The organism is Miltoncostaea oceani (assembly GCF_018141545.1).
In the GTDB taxonomy this organism is placed as follows: Bacteria; Actinomycetota; Thermoleophilia; order Miltoncostaeales; family Miltoncostaeaceae; genus Miltoncostaea; species Miltoncostaea oceani.
The window spans coordinates 2,048,549-2,069,667 of sequence record NZ_CP064356.1; the positions used below are offsets into that span (position 1 = coordinate 2,048,549).

The following is a 21,119-nucleotide window of genomic DNA, read 5'->3' on the forward strand; positions in this document are numbered from 1 at the left end:
GGCCCGTCTCGCCGATGAGCAGGGTGGGATCCCCCCGGATCGGCCCACCCCGTCCCGAGGACCGCGCGTGCCCGGATCAACGGACCGACACCCGACGACCACCGAGCCGGACCCGCTGGTGCGCCTCGTGACGCAGAAGGACGCGCTGCTGCGCGTCGCGCGCGAGGTCGCCGGCGGGGCGCCGCCCGCCGCGGTGTTCGCCACCGTCGCCCGCGAGGTCGCCGACATCCTCGGCGCCGAGGCGGGGATCGTCTGGCGCTACACCGACGAGGGCTCGCTCGTGGTGGGGTCGCACGGGGAGCACCGGTCCCGGCTCGGCGTGACGTTCCCCCTCGCGGGTGACGGCGCCGTCGTGGTCGTCTCCCGCACCGGTCGCCCGGCCCGGTGCACCTACCCCGCGCTCCCCCCCACCGACCCCACCACCGCGCGCGTCGGGGGGCAGGGCTACACCAGCGGGGTCGCGGCGCCCCTCAGCGTCGGCGGGCGCCTGTGGGGCGCCGTCCTCGCCGCGACGACGGGCCCCGCCCCGTTCCCCCCCGACGCGGAGGAGCGACTGGAGCAGTTCGCGGAGATGGCGGCCCTCGCGATCGCGAACGCCCAGGCCCGCGAGGAGCTCACGCTGCTCGCGACCATCGACGGGCTCACCGGGGTGGTCAACCAGGGCGAGTTCCACCGCCGCCTCGACACCGAGGTCGCCCGCGCCCGCCGCCACGGGCGCCCCCTCGCGCTGGTGGTCCTCGACCTCGACCACTTCAAGCGCGTCAACGACGACCGGGGCCACCAGGTCGGGGACCGCGTCCTGCAGCACGCGGCACGTGCGATCGCCGGGGGGCTGCGCTCCGAGGACGTCCTCGCCCGCGTCGGCGGCGAGGAGTTCGCCGTCATCCTGCCCGAGGTCGACGCCCGGGCCGGCGTCGCGGCGGCGGAGCGCATGCGCTGCGCCGTGGCGCGGGTCCACGAGGAGGGCATCCCCGCGGTGACCGCCTCGGCCGGCGTCGCGGAGCTCCGCGACACGGGGGACCACGACGCGCTGTTCGCCGCCGCCGACCAGGCCCTCTACGTCGCGAAGGGCGCCGGCCGCAACCGGGTCCACCGGTACGACCCCGCCGACCCGCGCCAGGCGACCGCCGCCGCGCCGGGGGCGACGCCCTCGGAGGCCCTCGCCGCGGTCCGCGCGCTGGCGCTCGCGGTCGAGGCGAAGGACCCCGCGACCCGCCGCCACAGCGAGAGGGTCGCGTCGCTGGTGGGCCGCATGGCGGCCGCCGCCGGATGGGGCGCCCGGGAGATCGACGCGCTCCGCCAGGCCGCCCTCGTCCACGACGTCGGCAAGATCGGGGTCCCCGACCGCGTGCTGCTGCAGACCGGTCCGTTGACGTCCGCGGAGTACGAGCGGGTGAAGGTGCACCCCGCCCTCGGGGCCGGCATCGTGGCCGAGGTCCTCGGCCCGGCCCAGACCGCGTGGGTGCGCCACCACCACGAGCGGGCCGACGGGTCCGGCTACCCGGACGGCCTCGCGGGTGCGGACATCCCGGAGGGCGCGCGCCTGATGGCCGTCGCCGACGCCTTCGACGTCATGACGCGCGGCCGCGCCTACGCCCCGGCACGCACCCCGGAGGCGTCGCTCGCGGAGATCCGGGACCTCGCGGGCGTCCAGTTCGACCCTGCCGCGGTTGCGGCGCTGGAGGACGTCCTCGCCGGGGGCGGCGGCGGCGACGGTCAGCCGGCGAGCAGCGCCTCCAGGCGGACCTCGGGGTAGTCCTTCTCGATGCCGGCGACGTGCATCGGGGAGCGGAACAGCGCGACCAGCTCGCCGCTGCGCCGGGCCAGCACCTCCACGCCGACGCGGGCGAGCACCTTCGCGCCCTCCTCGTCGGTCTCGCGGGCGATCATCCGCCGGGGCGGGTCGATCTCGGTGGGGGCGCCGAACTCGCCCTCGAGGCGGGCCTTCGCCACCTCGAGCTGCATCGGCCCGACGGCCGCGAGCACCGGGGACTGGTCGCCGCGGTCGCGGTGGCGGAGCACCTGGACGACGCCCTCCTCGTCGAGCTCGCCGAGGCCCCGCTGGAACTGCTTGTAGCGCCGGGAGTCGCGGGAGCGCGCGACGGCGAAGTGCTCCGCCGCGAACCGCGGCATCGGCGCGAACCGCACGGCGGGGCCGTCGTGCACGACGTCGCCCGGACGAAGCCCCGTCGCGTTGACCAGCCCGATCACGTCGCCGGGGAAGGCCTCCTCCACGGGGATCCGGTCACGGCCGAAGGGCTGGTGCGCGTAGCTGAGGCCCACGGGCTTGCCGGTGCGCTCGTGGCGGGCGGCGAGGGTGCGCTCGAAGCGGCCCGAGCAGACGCGCAGGTACGCGATGCGGTCGCGGTGGCGGGGGTCGGTGTTGGCCTGAACCTTGAAGACGACGCCGCAGAACGGGTCGTCGAGCGCCCGCACGCCGCCGTCGGTCGTGTCCCACCCGGCGGGGGGCAGGCCGATGCCCTCGACGGCCTCCAGCAGCTGGCGCACCCCGCAGTTCCCGAGCGCCGAGCCGAAGAACACCGGCGTCGTGACGCCCGCCGCGAACCCGGCGGGGTCGTGGTCGGCCCCGACGCCGTCGAGCAGGTCGAGGTCGTCGGCGAGGGTGGCGCGGGCGGCGGGCGGCAGGTCGGCCGCGGCGAGGGGCACGGGCTCCTGCTCGCCGGCGCTGGCGCCGTGGACCGGGCGGTCGTACGGGATGAACGTCGCGTCGCGCCGGTCGACGATGCCGAGGAACACGCCCTCGTGCAGCACCGGCCACGTGACCGGGGTGGGGCGCATGCCGATCTCGCGCTCGATCTCGTCGAGCAGCTCCAGGATGTCGCGCGCCGGGCGGTCGAGCTTGTTGACGAACGTGATGATCGGGGTGCCGCGCGTGCGGCACACCTGGAACAGCTTGAGGGTCTGGGGCTCCAGGCCCTTCGCCGCGTCGATCACCATCACGGCCGTGTCGGTGGCCGTCAGCACCCGGTAGGTGTCCTCGGAGAAGTCGCGGTGCCCGGGGGTGTCGAGCAGGTTCAGCACGTGGCCGCGGTGCTCGAAGCGCAGCGCGGCGGAGGTGACCGAGATGCCGCGCTGGCGCTCGATCTCCATCCAGTCCGACCGCGCGTGCGAGCCGCCGTCCTTCGCGCGGACGGCGCCCGCCAGGTCGATCGCGCCGCCGTAGAGCAGCAGCTTCTCGGTGAGGGTGGTCTTGCCGGCGTCCGGGTGCGAGATGATCGCGAACGTCCGCCGGCGGGCCGCCTCGGCGACCGCGCGGCCGCTGCTCATCGTCGCCACGGTCGGCGCCTGCGGGGGTGTGTGTCGGCGGGGGTCGTCATCGTCGTCGTGGCGCGTCGCGGACGGCCGGCGGCGCGGGGGCCGGGGGCCGTCGCCGACGGGGCCGCGGGGCGGCCGAGTGCGGCGGTGGTGCGGGGCGGCGGCGAGGCGGCGGCACGCGGCCACCGGACGTCGCCGTCCTCACCTGACGGTACCACGGGACCCGGGCGACGCCCCGCGGCGGCAGCGCGGCCTAGTGGTCCCGCATCGCCGCCTTGCGCCGGTACAGGGCCGCGTCGGCCCGCTCGATGAGCGCCTCCAGGCTGTCGCCGTCGGCGAGGGTGGCCAGCCCGGCGCTGATCGACGCGCCGGGGCGCATCGCGCGGAGGGCGTCCCCGATGGCGGCGACGCGCTCCGCCGCGACGTCGAGGGTCACGTCCGACAGCGCGCAGACGAACTCGTCACCCCCCCACCGCACCGTGATGTCGTACGAGCGGAGCGAGGCGATGATCGCGCGGGGGACGTCCCGCAGCAGCGCGTCGCCGGCGGCGTGCCCCTCGGTGTCGTTGACGGCCTTGAGGCCGTCGACGTCGAGCATCGCGATCACCAGCGGGAGGCGCAGACGGCGGGCGCGGGCGAACTCGTGGGCGAGGGCCAGCTCGCCCGTGCCCCGGCGGAACACGCCCGTCAGCTCGTCGAAGCCGCCGTCGGAGCGGTCGGACGCGGCACGCCGGCGGTCCGCTGCGGCGGCCTCGCGGTCGACGGCTGCCGCCGCGCGCTCCCGGGCGGACCGGTGGCGGATCTGCGACGCGCCCCGGCGCATCTCCGCGAGGGCCGCGGCGGCCGGATCGACGAGGCCCGCGTCGCGCGCCAGCTGCTCGCGCCCCTCGGCGGCGCGATCGCGAGCGTCGGCCGCCCGGTCGCGCGCGTCGGCGGAGCGGTCGCGTGCCTCCGCGGCACGATCCCGGGCGTCGGCGACCTCGTCGCGGCGCTGCGCGGCGCCGAGCCGCTCCGCGGTGGCGCGCGACCGCTCCGCCGCCGTCGCATGGCGCTCGCGGGCCGTCGCGCGGCGCTCGGCACGGGTCGCGTCGTGGACGGCGTCCCCGTGCGCCTCGTCGAGGTCCGACGCGCCCCGATCGAGGTCGGAGGCCTCCTGGTCGCGGTCGGCGGCGTCCTGCTCGCGGTCGGCGAGCGCCTGGTCGCCCCCGAACGTACCGGCGTCCGCGTCGGCGATGGTCTGGTCGATGTCGGCGAGGCCCTGCTCGGCGTCCGCGCGCGTCACGGCGCCGTCGTGGGCCGCGATCTCGCGCAGCTCGCGACGGACCGCATCGCGGAGGGCCACCGCGGCGGCGTCGTCGGGTGCGGGCTCCGGCGGCATCAGCGTGCCGCCCCGCCGCCGAGCGCCACCCGGGGCCGGGCCGTCGGGCCGCGGGACGGCGCCTCCACGCACGCGACGAGCGCATCCACGACCTCGGGGTCGAACCGCGTGCCCCGGCCGTCGCCGATGATCCGCAGGGCCTGGTCCACCGCGATCGCCGGCCGGAAGACCCGGTCGTGGGTGAGGGCGTCGAAGACGTCGGCGACGGCGGCGATGCGCCCCTCGCGCGGGATCCGGTCCGCCCTGAGCCGGTCGGGGTACCCGGAGCCGTCGATGCGCTCGTGGTGGGTGCGGGCCATGAGAGCCGCCAGGTCGAGGAGCGGTTCACCCGACCCGGCGAGCATGCGGAAGCCGATCTCGGCGTGCGTCTCGATGACCTGCCGCTCCTGCGGGGTGAGCGGACCGGGCTTGTCGAGGATCGCGTCCGGGATGGCCAGCTTGCCCAGGTCGTGCAGCGCCCCGGCCGTCCCGATGGCCCCGCACCGCGTGGGGTCGAGCCCGAGGTGTGCCGCGAGCGACGAGCAGATCGCGCCCACCCGCTCCGAGTGCGCGCCGGCCTCGCCGTCGCGGGCCGCGATCGCGCCCGCGAGGCGGCGGACCGTCTCGGCCCGGGACCGGGTGAGGCTCTCGCCCATCGCCGCCAGCGAGCGCTTCGCCCTCCTCAGCGACGCGGTGCGCTCGGCGACCAGCTCCTCCAGCTCGCGCGGGTCGGGGCCCGGCGCCGGGGCGACGGGCTCCTGCGGGGGCGGGGACGCACGGCGCTCCCCGCCGGGGGACGTCCCGGTGGGCCGGCGGCGGGACCTCCTGAGACCGGGCACGCATGCTCCCTTCGGAGAGGGACATGCCGCCGGGGTCTCGGGCGGCGGGGGCCGGACGCACCCCCTTGTCGGGATCCGTGATCCCGCTCGGAGGGTATGCCCACGGCCGGGACGGCGCAACGCGTCGCCGCGCGACCTCAGGTGCTGGTGCGGAGGTCCTCGGGACGGAGGGCGCCGGCGACGACGTCGTGGGCGACGTCCGAGAGCCGCAGGCCGCCGCGACGGGCGTGGTTGCGCAGGGCTCGGAACGCCGTGTCCATGTCGCAGCCGTGGCGCTCGGCGATGATGCCCTTGGCCTGCTCGATGGCCACCCGGCTGTGCAGCGCACCCTGGAGCTGCTCGGCCACCATCCGCGACTCGTGGAGCGCGCGGCTTTGGAGGACGGCGATCGTCGCGACGTCGGCGAGGGCCTGGGCAGTCGCGACCTCCGCGGCGGTCATGGGGAGCGGCTCGACGCGGAAGAGGTTCATGGCGCCCAGGACGCTGCCGCGCAGGCGCAGGGGGAACGCGTGCGCCGCGCGGAACCCGGCGGCCGCGGCGACGGGGGCGAACCGCGGCCAGCGGTCCGCGGCGTGCGCGAGGTCGACGACCTCGACGGGCGCGCCGTCGTGGAAGGCGTCGCGGCAGGGGCCCTCGTCGTTCTGGATCTGGAAGAGCTCGACCGTCTCGATGGCCTCGCTGGTCGCGGCGATGAGCCGCAGGTTGCCGTTGCCGTCGGCGAGGAGCAGGCCGGCGGCCTCGGCGCCGAGAAGCTCCACGCTGCGCTCGGTGAGGAGCACCAGCAGCTCCACCACGTCGAAGTCCTCCACCAGGCTGTCGGCGAGCTCGACGAAGGTCGTCGCGAGGCGCTGTTCTCGGGTCACGGTCGTTCCGTCCTGTCGAGGCGGTCCGGGGACCGAGTGTATGAGTGTGCGGGCATCGGCGTCACCGGTCCAGCCGGAGCCGGCCGGCGACGACGTCGGCGGCGACCTCGGTGAGGGGCCGTCCGGTCACGAACGCATGGGCGCGGATCCGCACCAGGGCCTCCCCCACGCCGACCCCGAGCTGGACGCTCACCATCCCCGACGCCTGGTGGACGGTGGCGCTGTAGTCGGTCAGCACCTGGAGGTCCTCGCCGAGGGCGCCCTCCCCCGCACCGGACTGTGCGGCGAGGATGGCGTGGACCGCCACGTCGGCGGCCGCGGCGGCGTCGGCGTCGTCCACGTGGCCGAGGTCGCCGGCCGCGACGCCGTGCAGGGTCAGGGCCCCGAGGCGCACCGCACCGACCCGCAGGGGGACGGACAGGATCGACACGGCCCCCGCCGCGACGGCCGCCGGGCCGAAGGCGGCCCAGCGCCCCGGCCGCGGCGCGCGCAGGTCGGGCTCGGAGACGCCCGCGCCCGAGCGGTGGGCGTCGACGCACGGCCCCTCCCCGACGGTGCGCTGGATCTCCTCGAGGCGCCGGCCGACCTCGCCGGACCACGCCAGCGGCGCCGGCCCGTCGTCTCCCATCACCATCATGCTCGCACCCGGCACGTCCAGCTCCCGCGCGCACGCCCGGCAGAGCTCCGGCATCGGGTCGGGTCCGTTGGCGGCGGCCACCAGGGCGGAGATGAGCGCGCGCCGCGCGGCGGGGTCACCGGTCATCGCGGCACCGTGTGCCGGGATCGTTCCGTCGTGGCGCGATGTGGCACGGGCCCTCGGGACCGGTCGGGGCGGCTCCGCCACCGGCACGGCGGCGGGTCGCGGGGTGGTGGCACACGGTCGCGCACGGGGGGGTCCGGTCCGGGCGAGCCTAGCGCGTCGGCGGTCCGTCCGCGCCGGCCCCGGCCGCGACCGGGACGCCCGGGAGGCCCGAGGGGGCGACCGCGAGGAGATCCTCGAGCGCCGCGACGACCGCCGGCGCGAACTGGAGCCCCGACTCCCGGCGGCACTCCGCGAGGGCGTCGGCGACCGTCATGGGCGCGCTGTAGTGGCGGGCGACCGTCATCACGTCCCACGAGTCGGCCAGTGCCAGGATCCGCGCGCCCTCCGGGATCGCGTCACCGGCGATGCCGTCGGGGTACCCGCCGCCGTCGTGGCGTTCGTGGTGGCTGCGGACCCACGCCGTCTGCTCCGTGTTCAGCACCTCCGCGACGATCTTCGCGCCGAGGGCGGCGTGCTCGCGGATCACCGCGAACTCGCCGGGGGTGAGGCGGCCGGCGCTGAAGAGGATGGCGTCGGGCACCCCGATCTTGCCGACGTCGTGCACGAGCCCGGCCTCGTGCAGCAGGGCCACCCTGGCCGGGGCCCAGCCCATGACGGTGGCGAGGCGCACCGCCAGTCCGGCGACCCTCTCCGAGTGCCGGCGGGTCGCCGGGTCCTTCGCGTCCACGACCCGGGCGATCATGCGGACGCCCGCCAGCGCCTGCTGGCGCTCCAGGCGCTCGATCCGCTCCTCGGCCGTCAGCGCGTCGATGACGTCGGGCGCGTAGAGGAACACGCTGTTGCGGCCGTGCCGCTTCGCCCAGTAGAGCGCGCCCCCGGCGCGCTGGTGGAGCTGCTCGGCGTCCTCGGCCGACGCGAGGTCGCAGACGCCGGACGAGATCGTCACGTGGCCGACGTCCGGGAACGGCTCCCCGGCGATGGCGACCCGGAGGTGCTCGGCGGCCTCCCAGGCCGTCAGCTCGTCGCACTCCGGGAGGACCCAGGCGAACTGGCCGCCACCGAGGCGCGCGACGGTGTCGCCGGGACGGGCCGCGGCCGACATGCGGCGGGCGACCTCGATGAGGACGCGGTCGCCGGCCTCGTGGCCGTGGTCGTGGTTGACGTGGGAGAAGTTGTCGAGGTCGGCGACGACCAGCGCGAGCCGCCGCTCGTGCCGGCGTGCGCGGGCCACCTCCTCGGCGAGGCGCTCCTGGAACGCCCGGTGGTGCGGGAGCCCCGTGAGGTGGTCCCGGTCGGCCATCTCGGTGAGCCGGACCCGGCCCTCGTCGTTCGCCACGGCCAGTGCGAACAGGGACGCGAGCGTCTCCAGCGCCGCCCGCGGGGGGGCGGGCCCGTCGCCGGGTCGCGGCCCCCCGTGCACCTCGATCGCCCCCCAGACGCCGTCCCCGGTGAGCACCGGGACGACGAGCGGGTGCGACGGCCGATGGGGGGCGGCGTCGCCCCACGTCGCGAGCGGCGCGCCGTGGCCCATGACGGTGGCGCCCGTCCCACGGGCCAGCCACGCCGCCTGCTCGGCCACCGCCCGCGCGGCCGCCGTCACATCCCCCTCGGAGGAGACCAGGGCCGCGACGAGGCGGGTCACGGCCGCGTGCTCACGGGTGCCGGGCGGGGTGTGCTCGTCGGCCTCCTCCCGCGGCCGCGCCACGGGCTCTGCCGCCGTCGCCGTGGGCTCGTCGCCCGCGACGACACGGTTGCGGCCGCCGGCCTTCGCGGCGTAGAGCGCCGCGTCGGCGCGGGCGTAGAGACGGCGTGCGTCGCCGGCGTCGTGGCGATCGACCACCCCGGCGGAGATCGTGAGCGTCCCGATGCCCTCGATGGGCGTCGCCGCGACGGCGCGGCGGGCGCGCTCGGCGGCCGCGACCGCGTCGGCGCGGGACGTGCCCGGCAGGATCCAGGCGAACTCCTCGCCGCCGACGCGCGCCAGCACGTCACCCGCGCGCGTCCGGTCGTCGATCCGCCGGGCGACCTCGATGAGGGCCGCGTCGCCGGCCAGGTGGCCGAAGCGGTCGTTGACGCTCTTGAAGAAGTCGATGTCGAGGAGGATCAGGGCCAGTTCGCGGCCGTCGTCGGGGGCGCCGTCGAGCTCGTCCCGCAGGCGCTCGTGGAAGGCGCCGTGGTTCAGCAGGCCCGTCATGGGGTCGCAGCGGGCGCGGGCGTGCGCCTCGATCAGCGCGAGCCGCAGCTCGGCCTCCGTGACGGCCGCGGCGGCCAGGTCGCGGAGGATCGCGAGCTCGTCGCCCGTCCACTCGCGCGGCACGTCGTCGATGACGCAGAGCGACCCGAGGGTCTCCCCGCCGGTGAGGGTGATGGGGATCCCCGCGTACGACGCGACGCCGAAGTCCGTGATCGAGGGGTTGTCCCGGACGAGCGGGTGCTCCCGCGAGTCCGCGACGACCAGCTCCTCGCCGCCGAGTACGAGGCGGCACAACGAGTGGGACAGCGGCGTCTGCCGCGCCGTGGCGACGGGCTCCGCCAGGCCGAGGGCGCTCGTGAAGAACTGGCGTCCCTCGTCGACCAGCGACACGAGCGAGACCGGCGCCCCGATCGCATCGGCGGCGAGGCGGGTGAGCCGGTCGAAGGCATCCTGCCGCGGCGCGTCCAGGAGCCCGGTGCGCCGCAGTGCCGCGAGGCGCGCCGGATCGTGGAGGGCCGCGGTTGCACGCACGGGATCCGGGTGCGTGTCCGTCGGGTGTGTCATGCGGGGAGGATCGGCACCGGGCCGCCCCCCGCGCATCGACCGATCGGCGGGAACGATCGGAGGACGCGGCGCACCCCGGGTCCGCGCGGGCGCGGACCCGGGTGGCGGTCACGCGCCGGCGGCCCCGTCGCGGGGGGTGAGGCGCAGGCGCACCTCGGTGCCGCCGTCGCGGTCGCGCCAGTCGACCTCGTCCGCGAGGTCCCGCATGATCGCGCGCCCCCGTCCCCGCACCGACGAGGGGCCGGGGCGCCGGGGCGGCCCGGCGGGGACCGACGCCCCCGGCCGCCCCCGGTCCCGCACGACGATCTCGGCCCCCTCCTCGTCGACGTCGACCACCACCTCGACCGGCGCGCGGGGGACCGACCCGTGCTCGACCGCGTTCTGGACGGCCTCGTCCACCGCGAGCGCGGCGCCGGCGACGTCGTCGCGCGACCACCCGGCGTCGCGCAGCGCACCGGCGACGAGCTCACGGGCGTGGGTCGGCGCCTCGGGCGTGGCGGGCAGGCGGACCGCGGTGCGGTCGGCCTGCGGCGTCCCCCCGGTCACGCGTCCGCCCCCGTCCGGCGGTCGTCCTCGAGGGCCGGCGCGAGGCGCAGGTGCAGGCCGCGCCGTGCGGCCTCGGGCGCCACCTCCCCCACGGCGTGGCGCTGGCCGTCGATGTGGCCGGCGACGTACGCCTCGGCCACGGCGGCGTAGATCTCGGCGTGCGGGCACCCGGCATCGCCGGCGTGCAGCACCTCCGCGAGCCCGACGAGTATCGGCTGGAGGCTCCGATGCGCGATCGGGACGAGTGAGACTCCGTGGTCCGGCACGGGGTCCCCCTTTCGTTGGTCGTGTGGTTCCGCACGTACCCGGGGGTCCACACGCGCCACCACCATCCGGTCGGCGGGGAACCACACCCGCCTGCCGTGCCCGCGCCGCCGGGACGGTCAGCCGTCGAGCACGCGCTCCGCGTCGTGCTGCGAGAGCCCGGATCGCGCGATGACGTCCTGGCGGTCGAGGCCGGCGAAGTACCCGCCGCGCATCGCCTTCGACAACTCCGGCCGCGCCGCCGGGTCCTCCGCGAACCGCGCCGCGGCGTCCTCGATCAGCGCTCGCAGCTCGCCCCGTCGCCCCTCGGTGAGATCGCTCATGGGCGGGACCCTACCGACGCTCAGCGCTCGGCGGCGGCGGGGCCGAGGGCGTCCAGGACGTCCTCCTCGAGGGCCGCGACCATGTCGTCGACGCGGGCCCCGCCGAGGCCGAGCGCCTCGGCCACCTCCGGCCGCGTCCGGGGCCGGGGCGGATCCCGGTCGAGGCCGAGGCGCAGGCGCAGCACGGCGGCGAGGTCGGGTTCGAGGCGGGCGACCACGGGGGCGCGCGCCAGGGCACGCAGGTCGGGGGCGCCGGCGCGCGCGAGCGCCGCGGCGCGGAGGGTGCGGAGGTCGTCGTCGTCGCTCATCCGGGGGAGGCTATCCACCCGCACCGGGGTCGGGGAGCCGCCCGCGCCGATACGCTGAAACCTGTGGGAACCTCACGCCTCGTCACCCTCGCGCTGCTCGCCGCCGCCGCTGTCGCGTCCACGGCCACCGCCGGGGCCGCCGCGCCGGCCACGACGGCGGAGGCCCTGCGGCCGGTGGGGACCCCGCTGCGGGTCGTGATCCTGCCGGTCCGGCTGCGCGGGGAGCCGGTGCCGAGCGCGCAACGCCTGCGGCGGCTGCTGGACGACACGCGCACGCTGATGGCGCGGGCGTCGCGGGGGCGCATCGTGCTGAGCGGCGAGGTCGCGCCCACCATCCCCGCGGGACGGTACGAGACGTCGCCCCGCTTCCTCGACCCCCGGATCTTCGGCGTGGCGGTCGCCCGGGCGTCCGCACGCGGCGTGACGTTCGCCGGCGCGGTGCCCGTGTTCGTCGCCGCGTCGCGGCAGCCCTCGTCGAGCTACGGCTCGACGGCGCAGGTGCTGCTGCAGGGGACGGGCTGGCGGGAGGCGGGGACGCTCGCCCACGAGCTCGGTCACGCCATGGGCCTGGAGCACGCCGTCGCCCCGACGGGGTGCCGCCGGCCGTTCTCCCCCCTCGGCTGCCTTGAGCGCCCCGCCAACGTCTTCGAGTACGGCGACGCCCTCGACATCATGGGGTACGGCGGCGACCGCTTCGGGGCGTACGCGATGGCCGTCCTCGGGCTCGCGCCCGTCGCGGACGCGCCGGCGGGCACGTCGGCGACGCGGGTGCGCCCGGTCGACGGACCGCGGCCGACGCTGCTCCGCCTGCGCACCGCCGACGGCGACTGGTTCGTCGAGTCACGCCGCCGGGCGGCGTTGCGCTACTCCCGCCCGGTCGTCGCGCCCCGCGGCGTCGCCGTCTCCCGGGTCCCCGGGGCCTACTCCCCCGCCCCCGGCACCGACCTCTACCCGCGGCCCGTCCGGCTGCCGGCGACCGACCCGCAGGTCACGTGCCGCGCCGACGGGGCGTGCCTGGCGCGCCAGGTGCTCGCCCCGCGGCGGGTGCTCACGGTCCCCGGGGCGTTCCGCCTCAAGGTCGCCGGGGGGCGCGTCCCCCGCGTCGTGACCACCTGGCTCGACCGGACGCCCCCCGCGGTCGGCGTCGCGTCGACGCGCGTCGTGGCCCCGGTCGGCGGCGCCCCCGAGCTGCTGCTGGGGGTGACCGCGACGGCGCGGGGCGCCGGGGTGCTGACGCTCGAGATCACCCAGGGCGACGTGGTCACGTCGGTGCCCGCCGACGACGTGCCGGGGCTGGTGGTGCGCGGCGCCGGCCAGGTGCGGGTGCCGCGCGGGACGGGCGCCCAGGTGTCGGTGACGGCGGTCGACGCCGCCGGGCACCGCTCCGCGCCGGCGGTCGCCGACCTGTCGGCCGTCCCCGTCGAGCCGGGGGCGACGACGACCTTCACGCCGGCGCTCGGCGCCCACCGGGCGGTGCCGACCCCCCTCCCCGCCGGGGGCGCCGTGACCGTCAGCGGCACCACCGACCCCGGCCTCGCCGGGCTGACGGGCCGCGTCGACGCCGTCAGCACCCGCGCCGGGGCGTCGATCCCGGTCGAGATCGGGGCGGGCGGCGTCTTCTCGGTCACATGGACCCCTCCGGCGCCGGGGGTCTACCGCCTCACCACGCTCATCCCCGTGGCCCGCGAGCCGTTCGGCATCGAGCTCGTCTACTCCCGCCGGGTCGGCTACCTGCGGGCCTGACCGTCCCCGTCGCGCCCGGCGGGGCGATGGGTCACACTCCGCTGACCGCGAGAGGAGGCCCCATGTCCGACGAGAACCCCACCGCCGCGTTCCCCGAGGCGCCGGCCGCGTCCGGCGGCGAGACCTGGATCGCCGACGCGATCGTGGCGAAGGTCGCCGCGACCGCGGCCCGCGAGGTCGACGGCGTCGAGGACCTCCGCGGCGGCGGCGTCCGCCGGGGATGGGTCCGCGCGTCGGAGCGCCGTCGTGGCGGGGCGTCCGTGAGGATCGACGCCGGCACCGCCACCATCGCGCTGCGCCTCGTGGTGCGCGACGGCGTCGCCATACCCGGCGTGGTCGAGTCGGTGCGCGCACGGGTGGTCGAGCGCGTCGAGTTCGCGACCGGCATGACCGTCGCCCGCGTCGACATCGGCGTCGTCGACGTGGTCCCGCCGCCCGCGGAGGACGCCCCCGCGGAGGCGTCGCCCGCCGCGGCCGGGACCGCGCATGCCGGTCCCGACCCGTCCGCGGCGGTCCCCGCCGGCGCCTGACTCAGACGCTCAGGAGGTAGAACCGCCAGAAGTCGTTCTCGATCGGCAGCACCCGCGCCCCGTCGAACCCGGCGGCGCGGGCGTAGCCGTCGACCGTCGACGCGCGCATCACCGTCCCCGTCGCCGCCGAGTGCGCGTCCTCCCGCCCGACGGGGAGGCAGTGCAGCACGCTGAAGCCGTAGTTCAGGCGCTCGATCTCGTCGCCGACGGCGCCGAACGCGTCGGCGACGCGCTCGTCGGCGATCAGCACCCGGCCCCCGGGACGCAGCAGGCCGCGCGCCGTGCGGAGCGCCTCCACGGGACGCGCCATGTCGTGCAGGGCCTCGAAGATCGTCACGAGGTCGTAGTCGCCCGACACCGCGTCGCTGACGTCCTGGGCGAAGAACCGGACCCGGTCCGTCAGGCCGCGGGCCGCGGCGAGCTCCCGCGCCGACGCGATCGACGCCTCGTCGGCGTCGAGCCCGTCGACCCGCGCCCCCGGGTACCCGGCCGCCAGGCTGACGCTCGACCAGCCGGCGCCGCAGCCCATGTCCGCCACCCGGACGCCCGGTGACCGCAGCAGCGCGTCGAGCTCGGGAACCGCGGGGATCCAGTCCTGGGCGAGGTGGTTGACGAACATCGGCCGGTTGAACGCCGCGATCCCCTCGCGGCACGCCGGGCCGAACGCCGGGTACGGGACGCCGTCGCCGGTGCGGAACGCCTCGACGAGGCGGTCGATCGGCTTCATCACGCCCGCGAGGACCCGGGCCATCGACGTCGCGTAGACGAGTGAGTCGGGGGCGAGCAGCGCGTCGCGGTGCCCGTCGGGGAGCGAGAACCGGCGCTCCCGCGCGGGCCGGGTGGCGTCGTCGACGACGACGATCCCCGCGACCGCCTGCTGCTCGAGCCACTCCCGGGCGTACCGCTCGTCGATGCCGGCGCGCGCGGCGAGCTCGCCGCTCGTCTGGTCGCCGCCCGCGTCGAGGGCGGCGTAGAGGCCGAGGCGGTCGCCGACGTCGATGCAGGCCAGCTCCAGCGCCCCCAGCAGGGCGCCGAACATGCGCTCGCCGAGCGCCTCGGAGGTGTGGGTGGGTGCGGCGGTGGTGCTCATGGGTCCTCCCCGGGTGCGGTTGTCCGACGGCGACGATGCTGCGGCACGACCGTCCCGGCACCGTCTCGCGCCCCGTCTCGCGCGGGTCGCGCCCGCGCCGCGTGCCGCACTACGCTTGCGACCGTGCTCACCATCCGCGTGGTCGGCGGGATCGCCGCCGAGGTGGACGGGGCGCCCGTCGACCTCGGGACGGCGACCCGCGCCCGGGCGCTCCTCGCGTGGCTGGCGCTGCACCCCGGGATGCACGCCCGGGGCGACCTCGCCGCGCGCCTGCGCCCCGACGTGTCCGACGAGAGCGCCCGCAAGAGCCTGCGCCAGGCGGTCTGGGCGCTCCGCGGCGCGCTCGGGGAGGCGGCCGACGCGCTCGTCGCCGACCGCGACCGCGTCGGGTTGAGCGACGACCCGTCCCGTGTCGCGACCGACATCGCGACCGCCCGCGCCGCCCGGGACGCCGGCGACCTGGCGGGCGCCGTCGCGGTCGCCGGCGCGGGGGAGCTGCTGGCGGGGCTCGACGAGGAGTGGGTCGAGGCGGAGCGCGCCCGCCATCGCGAGGAGGTGCGGGGGATGCTCGGGGCGCTCGCGTCGGCGGCCGCCGAGGCCGGGGACGTGCCCGCCGCGATCGCCTGGGCACGACGGCGCGTCGCCGACGACCCCCACAGCGAGATCGCCGCGCGTGCCCTGATCGGCCTGCTCGCCCGGGCGGGGGACCGGGCCGGCGCCGTCGCGGCGATGGACGACCTGCGGACCCGGCTGCGGCGCGACCTCGGCATCGTGCCGTCGGCCGAGACCCGCGAGATGGTCGCCGAGGTGCGGGCCGGCGGCCCCGGCGCGACCACCGGGGCGGGGTCGTCGCCGACGCCCCTCCCCGCCCCGCTCGACCGACGTGGGCCGTTCGTCGGCCGCGCCGATGCGCTCGCCGTCCTGCAGGCGGCCTGGCGGGACGCGGCCTCGGGCGCGACGCGGATCGCGGTCGTCGCGGGCGAGCCCGGGATCGGCAAGACCCGGCTGGCGTCGGCCCTCGCGGCGCAGGTGCACGGCAGGGGCGCCGCCGTGCTCTACGGACGGTCCGACGAGGACGCCCCCGTCCCCCACCAGCCGTTCGTCGAGGCGCTGGAGCGGCACCTGCGCGCCCTGCCCTCCGCCGAGCGCGACGCGCTGATCGGGCGGCGGCGCCCCGACCTCGCCCGGGTGCTGCCGGCCGTCGAGCCCGACCCGGCCGCCGTCGCGCCCGACGACGCCGGCACGGGCCGGTACCGCGCCTTCGAGGCCGTCCGCGGGGTGCTGGAGGGGATCGCCGCGGGACGGCCGACGCTGCTGGTGCTCGACGACCTCCACTGGATCGACCCCGCCGGGCTCCAGATGCTGCGCCACCTGACCCGCATGACCGGCGGGGCCCGGCTGCTCGTGGTCGGCACGTACCGCGACACCGAGGTGGGCCGCGCGCACCCCCTGGCGGCGGCGTTGTCGGACATCCGCCGCGACCAGCCCCTGGTGTCGGTGCCGCTCACGGGCCTCGACGAGGGGGAGGTCGCCGACCTCGTCGGGTCGCACGGCGGGCCCGTCGCCGACGCGGCGCGACTCGGGCGCCGCGCCCGCGGCAACCCCCTGCTACTCGGCGAGCTGGTGCGCGCGACGGCGGACGGCGGCGACGCGGGAGCGGCGGTCCCCGAGCGCGTCGTCGAGCTGGTCGGGCAACGCGTCGACCGGCTCGGCGACGACGTCGCGGCGACGCTCGAGACCGCCGCGCTCCTCGGGACCGAGTTCCCCCTGGACCTGCTGGAGGAGCTGCACGGGCCGGCGGCCCTCGCGGCGGTCGAGCGGGCGCGGGAGGCGGGCCTCGTGGCCGAGGCGGACCCCGCGACGGGGCGGCACGCGTTCGGCCACGCGCTGGTGGCGGAGGCGCTCGCCGACCGGCTGTCGCCGCCGCTCCGCCGCCGCCGCCACCGGCGGATCGCCGAGGTGGTGGTGCCCCGCGCCGAGCGCGACCCCGACACCCACGCGGCCGAGGCCGCCCGCCACCTGCAGGCGGCACTGCCGGACGCCGACCCCGAGGCGGCGGTCCGGTGGTCGATGGCGGCGGCGGCGCGGGCGCGGGCGCTGCTCGCCGACAACGAGGCCGCCGCGCACCTCGCGCGGGCGCTCGCCGCCCTGCCGGCCGGCGACCCCCGGCGGGCGGGGATGCTGGTGGCCCTCGGCGACGCGACCGGCCGCGCCGGCGACCGGGCGGCGTCGCGTGCCGCGTTCGCCGAGGCCGGGGACCTGGCGCGCGCCGCGGGGGACGCGCCGCTCGAGGCCCGCGCCGCCCTCGGCCGCGGGGGCCTCGGGACCGTGATCGGCCCGTGCGACCCCGGGGTCGCCGGCGCGCTCGAGGGCGCCCTCGCGTCCGTCGGCGGCACCGACCCGGACCTGCGGGCCCGCCTGCTCGGCCGGCTGGCGATCGAGCTCTACTACGCGGACCGCCCCCGGGCCGACGCCCTCAGCGCCGAGGCGGTGGCGGTGGCGCGCCGGACCGGCGACCCGGGGGCCCTGGCGGCGGCCCTCAACGCCCGGCGGGTGGCGATCTGGGACATCGACCACGCCGAGGAGCGCCTCGCGGTCGCCACGGAGATGACCGCGGCCGCGACCCGCGCGGGCGACGCGGCGACGGCGCTGCAGGGCCGGGCCTGGCGCGTGGTGGACCTGATGGAGCTCGCGCGGCTCGACGAGGTGCGCGCCGAGGTGGAGGCGTACGGCGCCGGCGCGGACGCCCTCGGCCTCCCCCACTACCGCTGGTGGACGCCGCTGTGGCGCGGGACCCTCGCCCTGCTCGAGGGGGACCGGGACGCCGCCGCCCGGCTCGGCGCGGAGGCCCTCGCCCTCGGGCGTCGCGCCGACGACCCCAACGTCCGGCTCCACGTGCTGATCCAGGAGGTCCAGGCCCTCATCGACACGGGCCGCTTCGACGGGTTCGACCGCGACTTCGTGGACCGCGGGGTCGCCGACTCCCCCGCGGCGTGGGCGTGGAAGACCTGGCTGGCGTGGGTCGAGGCGGGCCTCGGACACCGGGCGGAGGCGGAGGCGCTGGTCGACGACCTCGCGCGCGACGACTTCGCGGCCGTCCGCCTCGACGCGAACTGGCACGCCGTGGGCGACCTGGCGGAGGCCCTCGCGGTGCTCGGCCCCGCGCAGGCGGCGCGGGCCGCGCGGCTGCGGCGGATGCTCGCCCCCTACGCCGGCCTGGTCGGCGTCGTCGGCCGCGCCGCCGCCTGCTACGGACCGCTCGACCACCACCTCGGCCTGCTCGCCACCGTCGAGGGCGACCACGCCGGGGCGGTCTGCCACTTCGAGGAGGCCCTGCGGATCTGCGGGCGGATCGGGGCCGTGCCCCGATCCGCCCAGGTGCGCGCGCGCCTCGCGGAGGCGCGCGCGGCGCTCAGCCGGTGACGGCCGGCAGCAGCGTCCGCGGGATCGCCCGGACCATCGTGCAGGTGGTCGAGGCGGCACGCCGCACGCCGGGCGTGCTCGCCGTCGCGGTGTTGCAGCGGCGGCCCGTGATGTCGGCGTCGAGGCGCACCTTCAGCGTGAGGGTGCGCGTGGCGCCCGCCGCGAGGGACGCGACGGTCCACACGACCCGGCCGCCGCGGAGGCTCGCGCCGGCGGGGACGGCCGCCAGGGACATGCCCGCGGGGAGCTGGTCGGTGACGGTCAGGCCGCGCGCCACGGTGGCGCCCGTGTTGGTGACGCGGATGGTGTAGCCGATCGTCCGGCCCGCGGTCGCCCGCGCCGGGCCGGTCTTGCGGACGCGCAGCCGGGGCCCGGTCTGGGTCGGGTGGTGCGGGGTCGTCTCGCTCGGCGTCGCCGGCGTCGGGATGGTCGGGTTCGACGACGGGCTCTCGAACGGCGCGACGGGCGTGTCGTACGAACCGGTGTCCGGCGTCGTCGGCGTCGTCGGGGTGCCGGGCGTGGTCGGGGTCGTCGGGGTAGTCGGGTTGCCGCCCTCCAGCGGGATCACCGGGCAGTCCTCGAAGGTGACGGTGGTCGTCGCGACGTACGGCGTCGCCGGGTTCAGCACCATCGTCTCCTGCGGGGTCGTCTGACCCGACGAGGCCCGGACGAGGCGGGTGAGGGTGCCGCCGGTGGCGCGGGTCGTGACCGTCACGACGCCCTTCGTCGCGGACGACAGGGAGACGGTGGCGACGCCGTCGGCGGCGAACCGCACCTGGGTGGCGCTCAGCACCGCGGACGCGCCGGTCGCGGACACCGTCGCGGAGCTCCCGGGGACGCCGGTGATGCGGAGGCGCACCACGCTCCGGCCCGCGCAGCCGCGCGGCATGTCCGGGGTCACGGTGAGCGGGCCGCCCACGGCCCGGCCGGCGGCCAGGACGCGGATCGCGGCGACGCGGGCGTTGAGGGCGGCGTCACCCGTCGGGTTCGTCTCGCGGGCCTCGCCCACCAGCTGCCACACCGCGACCTGGAGCGCACCGGCCTCGAGGGCGCGGGACGCCGCCGGCTGGGCGGCGATCAGCGCGGGGGCCTGCTCGATGAGCCAGGCGGCCTCGGCGTGCCGGGGCGACGTCAGGGCCGGGAGGTCGGCGGCCGTCGCGATGCGGACGTCGTAGTCCCGGCCCTCGCCGATGGCGTGCTTCAGGTCGACGCAGAAGCCCGCGCGGTCGACCGCGGTCCCGCCCGAGGGGGTGACGCGGAGCCGCAGCAGGCCCGGCGACGTCGAGTGCGTGGCGCCGTCGGTCCCGGTGACGGTGATCTTGGAGTAGGACGGGTCGACGTCGACCAGCCGCACCTTCGCGGGGGTCGCGGCGTTCGCGGCGACGGGCAGCATGGCCAGCGCCGCGACGGCGAGCAGCGCCGCGGTGGCGATCCGGCGGAGGTTCGGGCGGAGCGGGGCGATCATGCGGCGTGCCTCGGGGATCGGGGGGACGCGGGAGCCGGGCGTCCACGTTCCGGCACGGCTCCCATCGGTGACGGGAACCGTCCCTTTAGCGCCGCGCTAGGGTTTCGTCACACATGAGCGACGCAAACCTCGTCCACGAGATCGCCCTCCCCCCCGGGGCGGAGCCGCCGATCCGGATCTACGTCAACGGCGAGGAGTGGACGGAGGGGACCGACTACCGGGTGGAGGGCGGCCGCGTCCTGTTCGCGCGGACGCTGCGGGCCCAGCCGGCGCTCGGGTTCGGCCGCAAGGTGATGCTCGCCATGGGCATCGGCGTCTACGGCGACCTACGGGGCGACACCCTCGACCTGCAGTACCAGTCGGGAGGGCGGACGCGGATGACGCCCGTCGCCCTCAGGTCGGGAGCGGCAGGGAGCCCTCCGCCAGCCTGACCAGCTCCTCGCGCCAGTCCTGGCGCGGGGCCCATCCGTGGTCGGCGAGCCGGCCGGTCCCGATCGCCAGCGACGCCGACAGGGCCTGGCTCATCGCGCCGCCCATCGACATGGCCGCCAGGGCGAGCGGGGTGCGGTCGGGGTGCCGGTGGCCCGGCACGCCGCAGATGACCCCCACCACGTCGGCCTGCGTCGGGATGTCCGCCTCGGCGGCGCTGTACGCCCCGGGGGGCGCGCCGACCGCCGCGACGAGGGCGGCGGCCGCGTCGTCGGCCCCCAGCATCGCCCACGCGTTCGTCCCCGTTCCCACGATCCGATAACGGCGGATCCGCAGGCCGACGATCAGATCCCGCATCAGGCCGCCGGGACCGTGGACCCACGGGACCCGCACCACCCGCAGGTCGGCGCCGGCGAGGGCCTCCTCCGTCGCGGCGGCCGCCCGCGCGAGCGCGATCTCGCCGACGACCGGCGCGTCGTCCACCGCGGGCTCGGCGCGGCTGCCGTGGACGAGCCCCGTCGAGAGCATCACGACGGGGCGGTCGCCCGCCACCTCGTGCAGCGCGCGGGCGCCGGCGGCGGCGGCCCGGCCACGACGGCGCGCCGCACCGCGCCGCAGGGGCGGCGTGGTGCGCGGCTGGGCGAGGTGGAAGACGACGTCCGCCCCCTCCGCCTCGCGCCGCCACTGGCCGATGTTCGCCAGGTCGGTGTGGAGGGGCTCGGCCCCCATCTCACGCAGGGCCCGCTCCGCGTCGTACGTGCGGGCGGTGGCGAGCACGCGCACGCCCTCCGCCCGCAGCCGGGCGACGAGGGCACCGCCGACGAGGCCGGTCGCCCCGGTGACCAGGGCGACGTCGATGCGCCCCAGCTCAGCCCCCCGCCACGGCCGGGAGGATGGTGACCTCCTGGCCGTCGCCGACGGCGGTCTCGATGCCGTCGCCGAAGCGGACGTCCTCGCCGGCGACGAAGACGTTGACGAACCGGCGCAGGGAGCCGTTCTCCATGATCCGGTCGCGGAAGCCGGCGTGCTGGGCCTCGAGCTGGTCGATCAGCTCGCGCACGGTCCCGGGGGTGCACTCCACCGCCGACGACCCGCCGACGACGGGGCGCAGCGGGGCCGGGATGCGGACGGTCACGGGCATG

Annotated in this window: 19 protein-coding genes; 5 read left to right on the forward strand and 14 right to left on the reverse strand. The window is 77.8% G+C overall.

The features are described from left to right. The first annotated feature begins 67 nt into the window (after positions 1 to 67). Positions 68 to 1,756 (forward strand): bifunctional diguanylate cyclase/phosphohydrolase, encoded by a 1,689-nt coding sequence (locus IU369_RS10465; protein WP_217920924.1) that lies wholly within the window; start codon positions 68 to 70, stop codon positions 1,754 to 1,756. On the opposite strand, the gene IU369_RS10470 is transcribed toward IU369_RS10465, so the two are convergent. The 10 genes from IU369_RS10470 to IU369_RS10515 all read right to left on the reverse strand — a co-directional run bounded on the left by IU369_RS10470 (position 1,717) and on the right by IU369_RS10515 (position 11,297). Then, positions 1,717 to 3,288, reverse strand: coding sequence for a peptide chain release factor 3 (locus IU369_RS10470; RefSeq protein ID WP_217920925.1), 1,572 nt, complete (start codon positions 3,286 to 3,288; stop codon positions 1,717 to 1,719). The two genes, IU369_RS10465 and IU369_RS10470, sit on opposite strands and share 40 nt — an antisense overlap. Positions 3,289 to 3,529: 241 nt before the next feature. Continuing rightward, on the reverse strand, positions 3,530 to 4,654 hold the full coding sequence (locus IU369_RS10475) for a GGDEF domain-containing protein (RefSeq protein WP_217920926.1): 1,125 nt from the start codon (positions 4,652 to 4,654) through the stop codon (positions 3,530 to 3,532). After that, entirely contained in the window at positions 4,654 to 5,472 is an 819-nt protein-coding gene (locus IU369_RS10480; RefSeq protein WP_217920927.1) for an HD-GYP domain-containing protein, read from the reverse strand. Before IU369_RS10480 ends, IU369_RS10475 begins: the two co-directional genes overlap by 1 nt. Before the next feature lie 137 nt (positions 5,473 to 5,609). Further along, positions 5,610 to 6,335, reverse strand: a complete 726-nt coding sequence (locus tag IU369_RS10485; RefSeq protein ID WP_217920928.1) for a GAF and ANTAR domain-containing protein — start codon at positions 6,333 to 6,335, stop codon at positions 5,610 to 5,612. Positions 6,336 to 6,396: 61 nt separating this feature from the next. After that, positions 6,397 to 7,098: a GAF and ANTAR domain-containing protein gene (locus tag IU369_RS10490; RefSeq protein ID WP_217920929.1), complete on the reverse strand. Its 702-nt coding sequence runs from the start codon at positions 7,096 to 7,098 to the stop codon at positions 6,397 to 6,399. 148 nt (positions 7,099 to 7,246) lie between these two features. Next, positions 7,247 to 9,856, reverse strand: a complete 2,610-nt coding sequence (locus IU369_RS10495; RefSeq protein ID WP_217920930.1) for a diguanylate cyclase — start codon at positions 9,854 to 9,856, stop codon at positions 7,247 to 7,249. Between the two features lie 108 nt (positions 9,857 to 9,964). Next, positions 9,965 to 10,402, reverse strand: a complete 438-nt coding sequence (locus tag IU369_RS10500; RefSeq protein ID WP_217920931.1) for an ATP-binding protein — start codon at positions 10,400 to 10,402, stop codon at positions 9,965 to 9,967. Then, positions 10,399 to 10,668 carry a hypothetical protein gene (locus IU369_RS10505; protein WP_217920932.1) on the reverse strand — a complete coding sequence of 90 codons (270 nt, stop codon included), beginning with the start codon at positions 10,666 to 10,668 and terminating at the stop codon, positions 10,399 to 10,401. Before IU369_RS10505 ends, IU369_RS10500 begins: the two co-directional genes overlap by 4 nt. A 117-nt stretch (positions 10,669 to 10,785) precedes the next feature. Further along, positions 10,786 to 10,989 (reverse strand): hypothetical protein, encoded by a 204-nt coding sequence (locus tag IU369_RS10510; protein ID WP_217920933.1) that lies wholly within the window; start codon positions 10,987 to 10,989, stop codon positions 10,786 to 10,788. 20 nt (positions 10,990 to 11,009) lie between these two features. Beyond that, on the reverse strand, positions 11,010 to 11,297 hold the full coding sequence (locus tag IU369_RS10515) for a hypothetical protein (RefSeq protein ID WP_217920934.1): 288 nt from the start codon (positions 11,295 to 11,297) through the stop codon (positions 11,010 to 11,012). Positions 11,298 to 11,360: 63 nt separating this feature from the next. Between IU369_RS10515 and IU369_RS10520 the strand changes: the two genes are divergently transcribed. Together IU369_RS10520 and IU369_RS10525 are read left to right on the forward strand one after the other, a co-directional pair. Beyond that, positions 11,361 to 13,040, forward strand: a complete 1,680-nt coding sequence (locus IU369_RS10520) for a zinc metalloprotease (RefSeq protein ID WP_217920935.1) — start codon at positions 11,361 to 11,363, stop codon at positions 13,038 to 13,040. Positions 13,041 to 13,102: 62 nt separating this feature from the next. Then, the gene (locus IU369_RS10525; protein WP_217920936.1) at positions 13,103 to 13,570 is read left to right on the forward strand and encodes an Asp23/Gls24 family envelope stress response protein; all 468 of its coding nucleotides are present in this window, start codon (positions 13,103 to 13,105) and stop codon (positions 13,568 to 13,570) included. A gap of 1 nt (position 13,571) precedes the next feature. Here IU369_RS10525 and IU369_RS10530 read toward each other — a convergent pair whose 3' ends face one another. Further along, positions 13,572 to 14,660, reverse strand: a complete 1,089-nt coding sequence (locus IU369_RS10530) for a class I SAM-dependent methyltransferase (RefSeq protein WP_217920937.1) — start codon at positions 14,658 to 14,660, stop codon at positions 13,572 to 13,574. 123 nt (positions 14,661 to 14,783) lie between these two features. On the opposite strand from IU369_RS10530, the gene IU369_RS10535 reads away from it, so the two are divergent. Further along, on the forward strand, positions 14,784 to 18,083 hold the full coding sequence (locus IU369_RS10535) for an ATP-binding protein (RefSeq protein WP_217920938.1): 3,300 nt from the start codon (positions 14,784 to 14,786) through the stop codon (positions 18,081 to 18,083). On the opposite strand, the gene IU369_RS10540 is transcribed toward IU369_RS10535, so the two are convergent. Further along, positions 18,073 to 19,548 carry a DUF7507 domain-containing protein gene (locus IU369_RS10540; RefSeq protein WP_217920939.1) on the reverse strand — a complete coding sequence of 492 codons (1,476 nt, stop codon included), beginning with the start codon at positions 19,546 to 19,548 and terminating at the stop codon, positions 18,073 to 18,075. The two genes, IU369_RS10535 and IU369_RS10540, sit on opposite strands and share 11 nt — an antisense overlap. A gap of 113 nt (positions 19,549 to 19,661) precedes the next feature. Here IU369_RS10540 and IU369_RS10545 point away from each other — a divergent pair, with 113 nt between their 5' ends. Then, entirely contained in the window at positions 19,662 to 19,979 is a 318-nt protein-coding gene (locus tag IU369_RS10545) for a hypothetical protein (protein WP_217920940.1), read from the forward strand. Here IU369_RS10545 and IU369_RS10550 read toward each other — a convergent pair. Both IU369_RS10550 and IU369_RS10555 read right to left on the reverse strand, forming a co-directional pair. Further along, positions 19,942 to 20,844 carry an NAD-dependent epimerase/dehydratase family protein gene (locus IU369_RS10550; RefSeq protein ID WP_217924359.1) on the reverse strand — a complete coding sequence of 301 codons (903 nt, stop codon included), beginning with the start codon at positions 20,842 to 20,844 and terminating at the stop codon, positions 19,942 to 19,944. The genes IU369_RS10545 and IU369_RS10550 overlap by 38 nt on opposite strands. 1 nt (position 20,845) lies before the next feature. Continuing rightward, positions 20,846 to 21,118 carry a MoaD/ThiS family protein gene (locus tag IU369_RS10555; RefSeq protein WP_217920941.1) on the reverse strand — a complete coding sequence of 91 codons (273 nt, stop codon included), beginning with the start codon at positions 21,116 to 21,118 and terminating at the stop codon, positions 20,846 to 20,848. Position 21,119 lies beyond the last annotated feature (1 nt).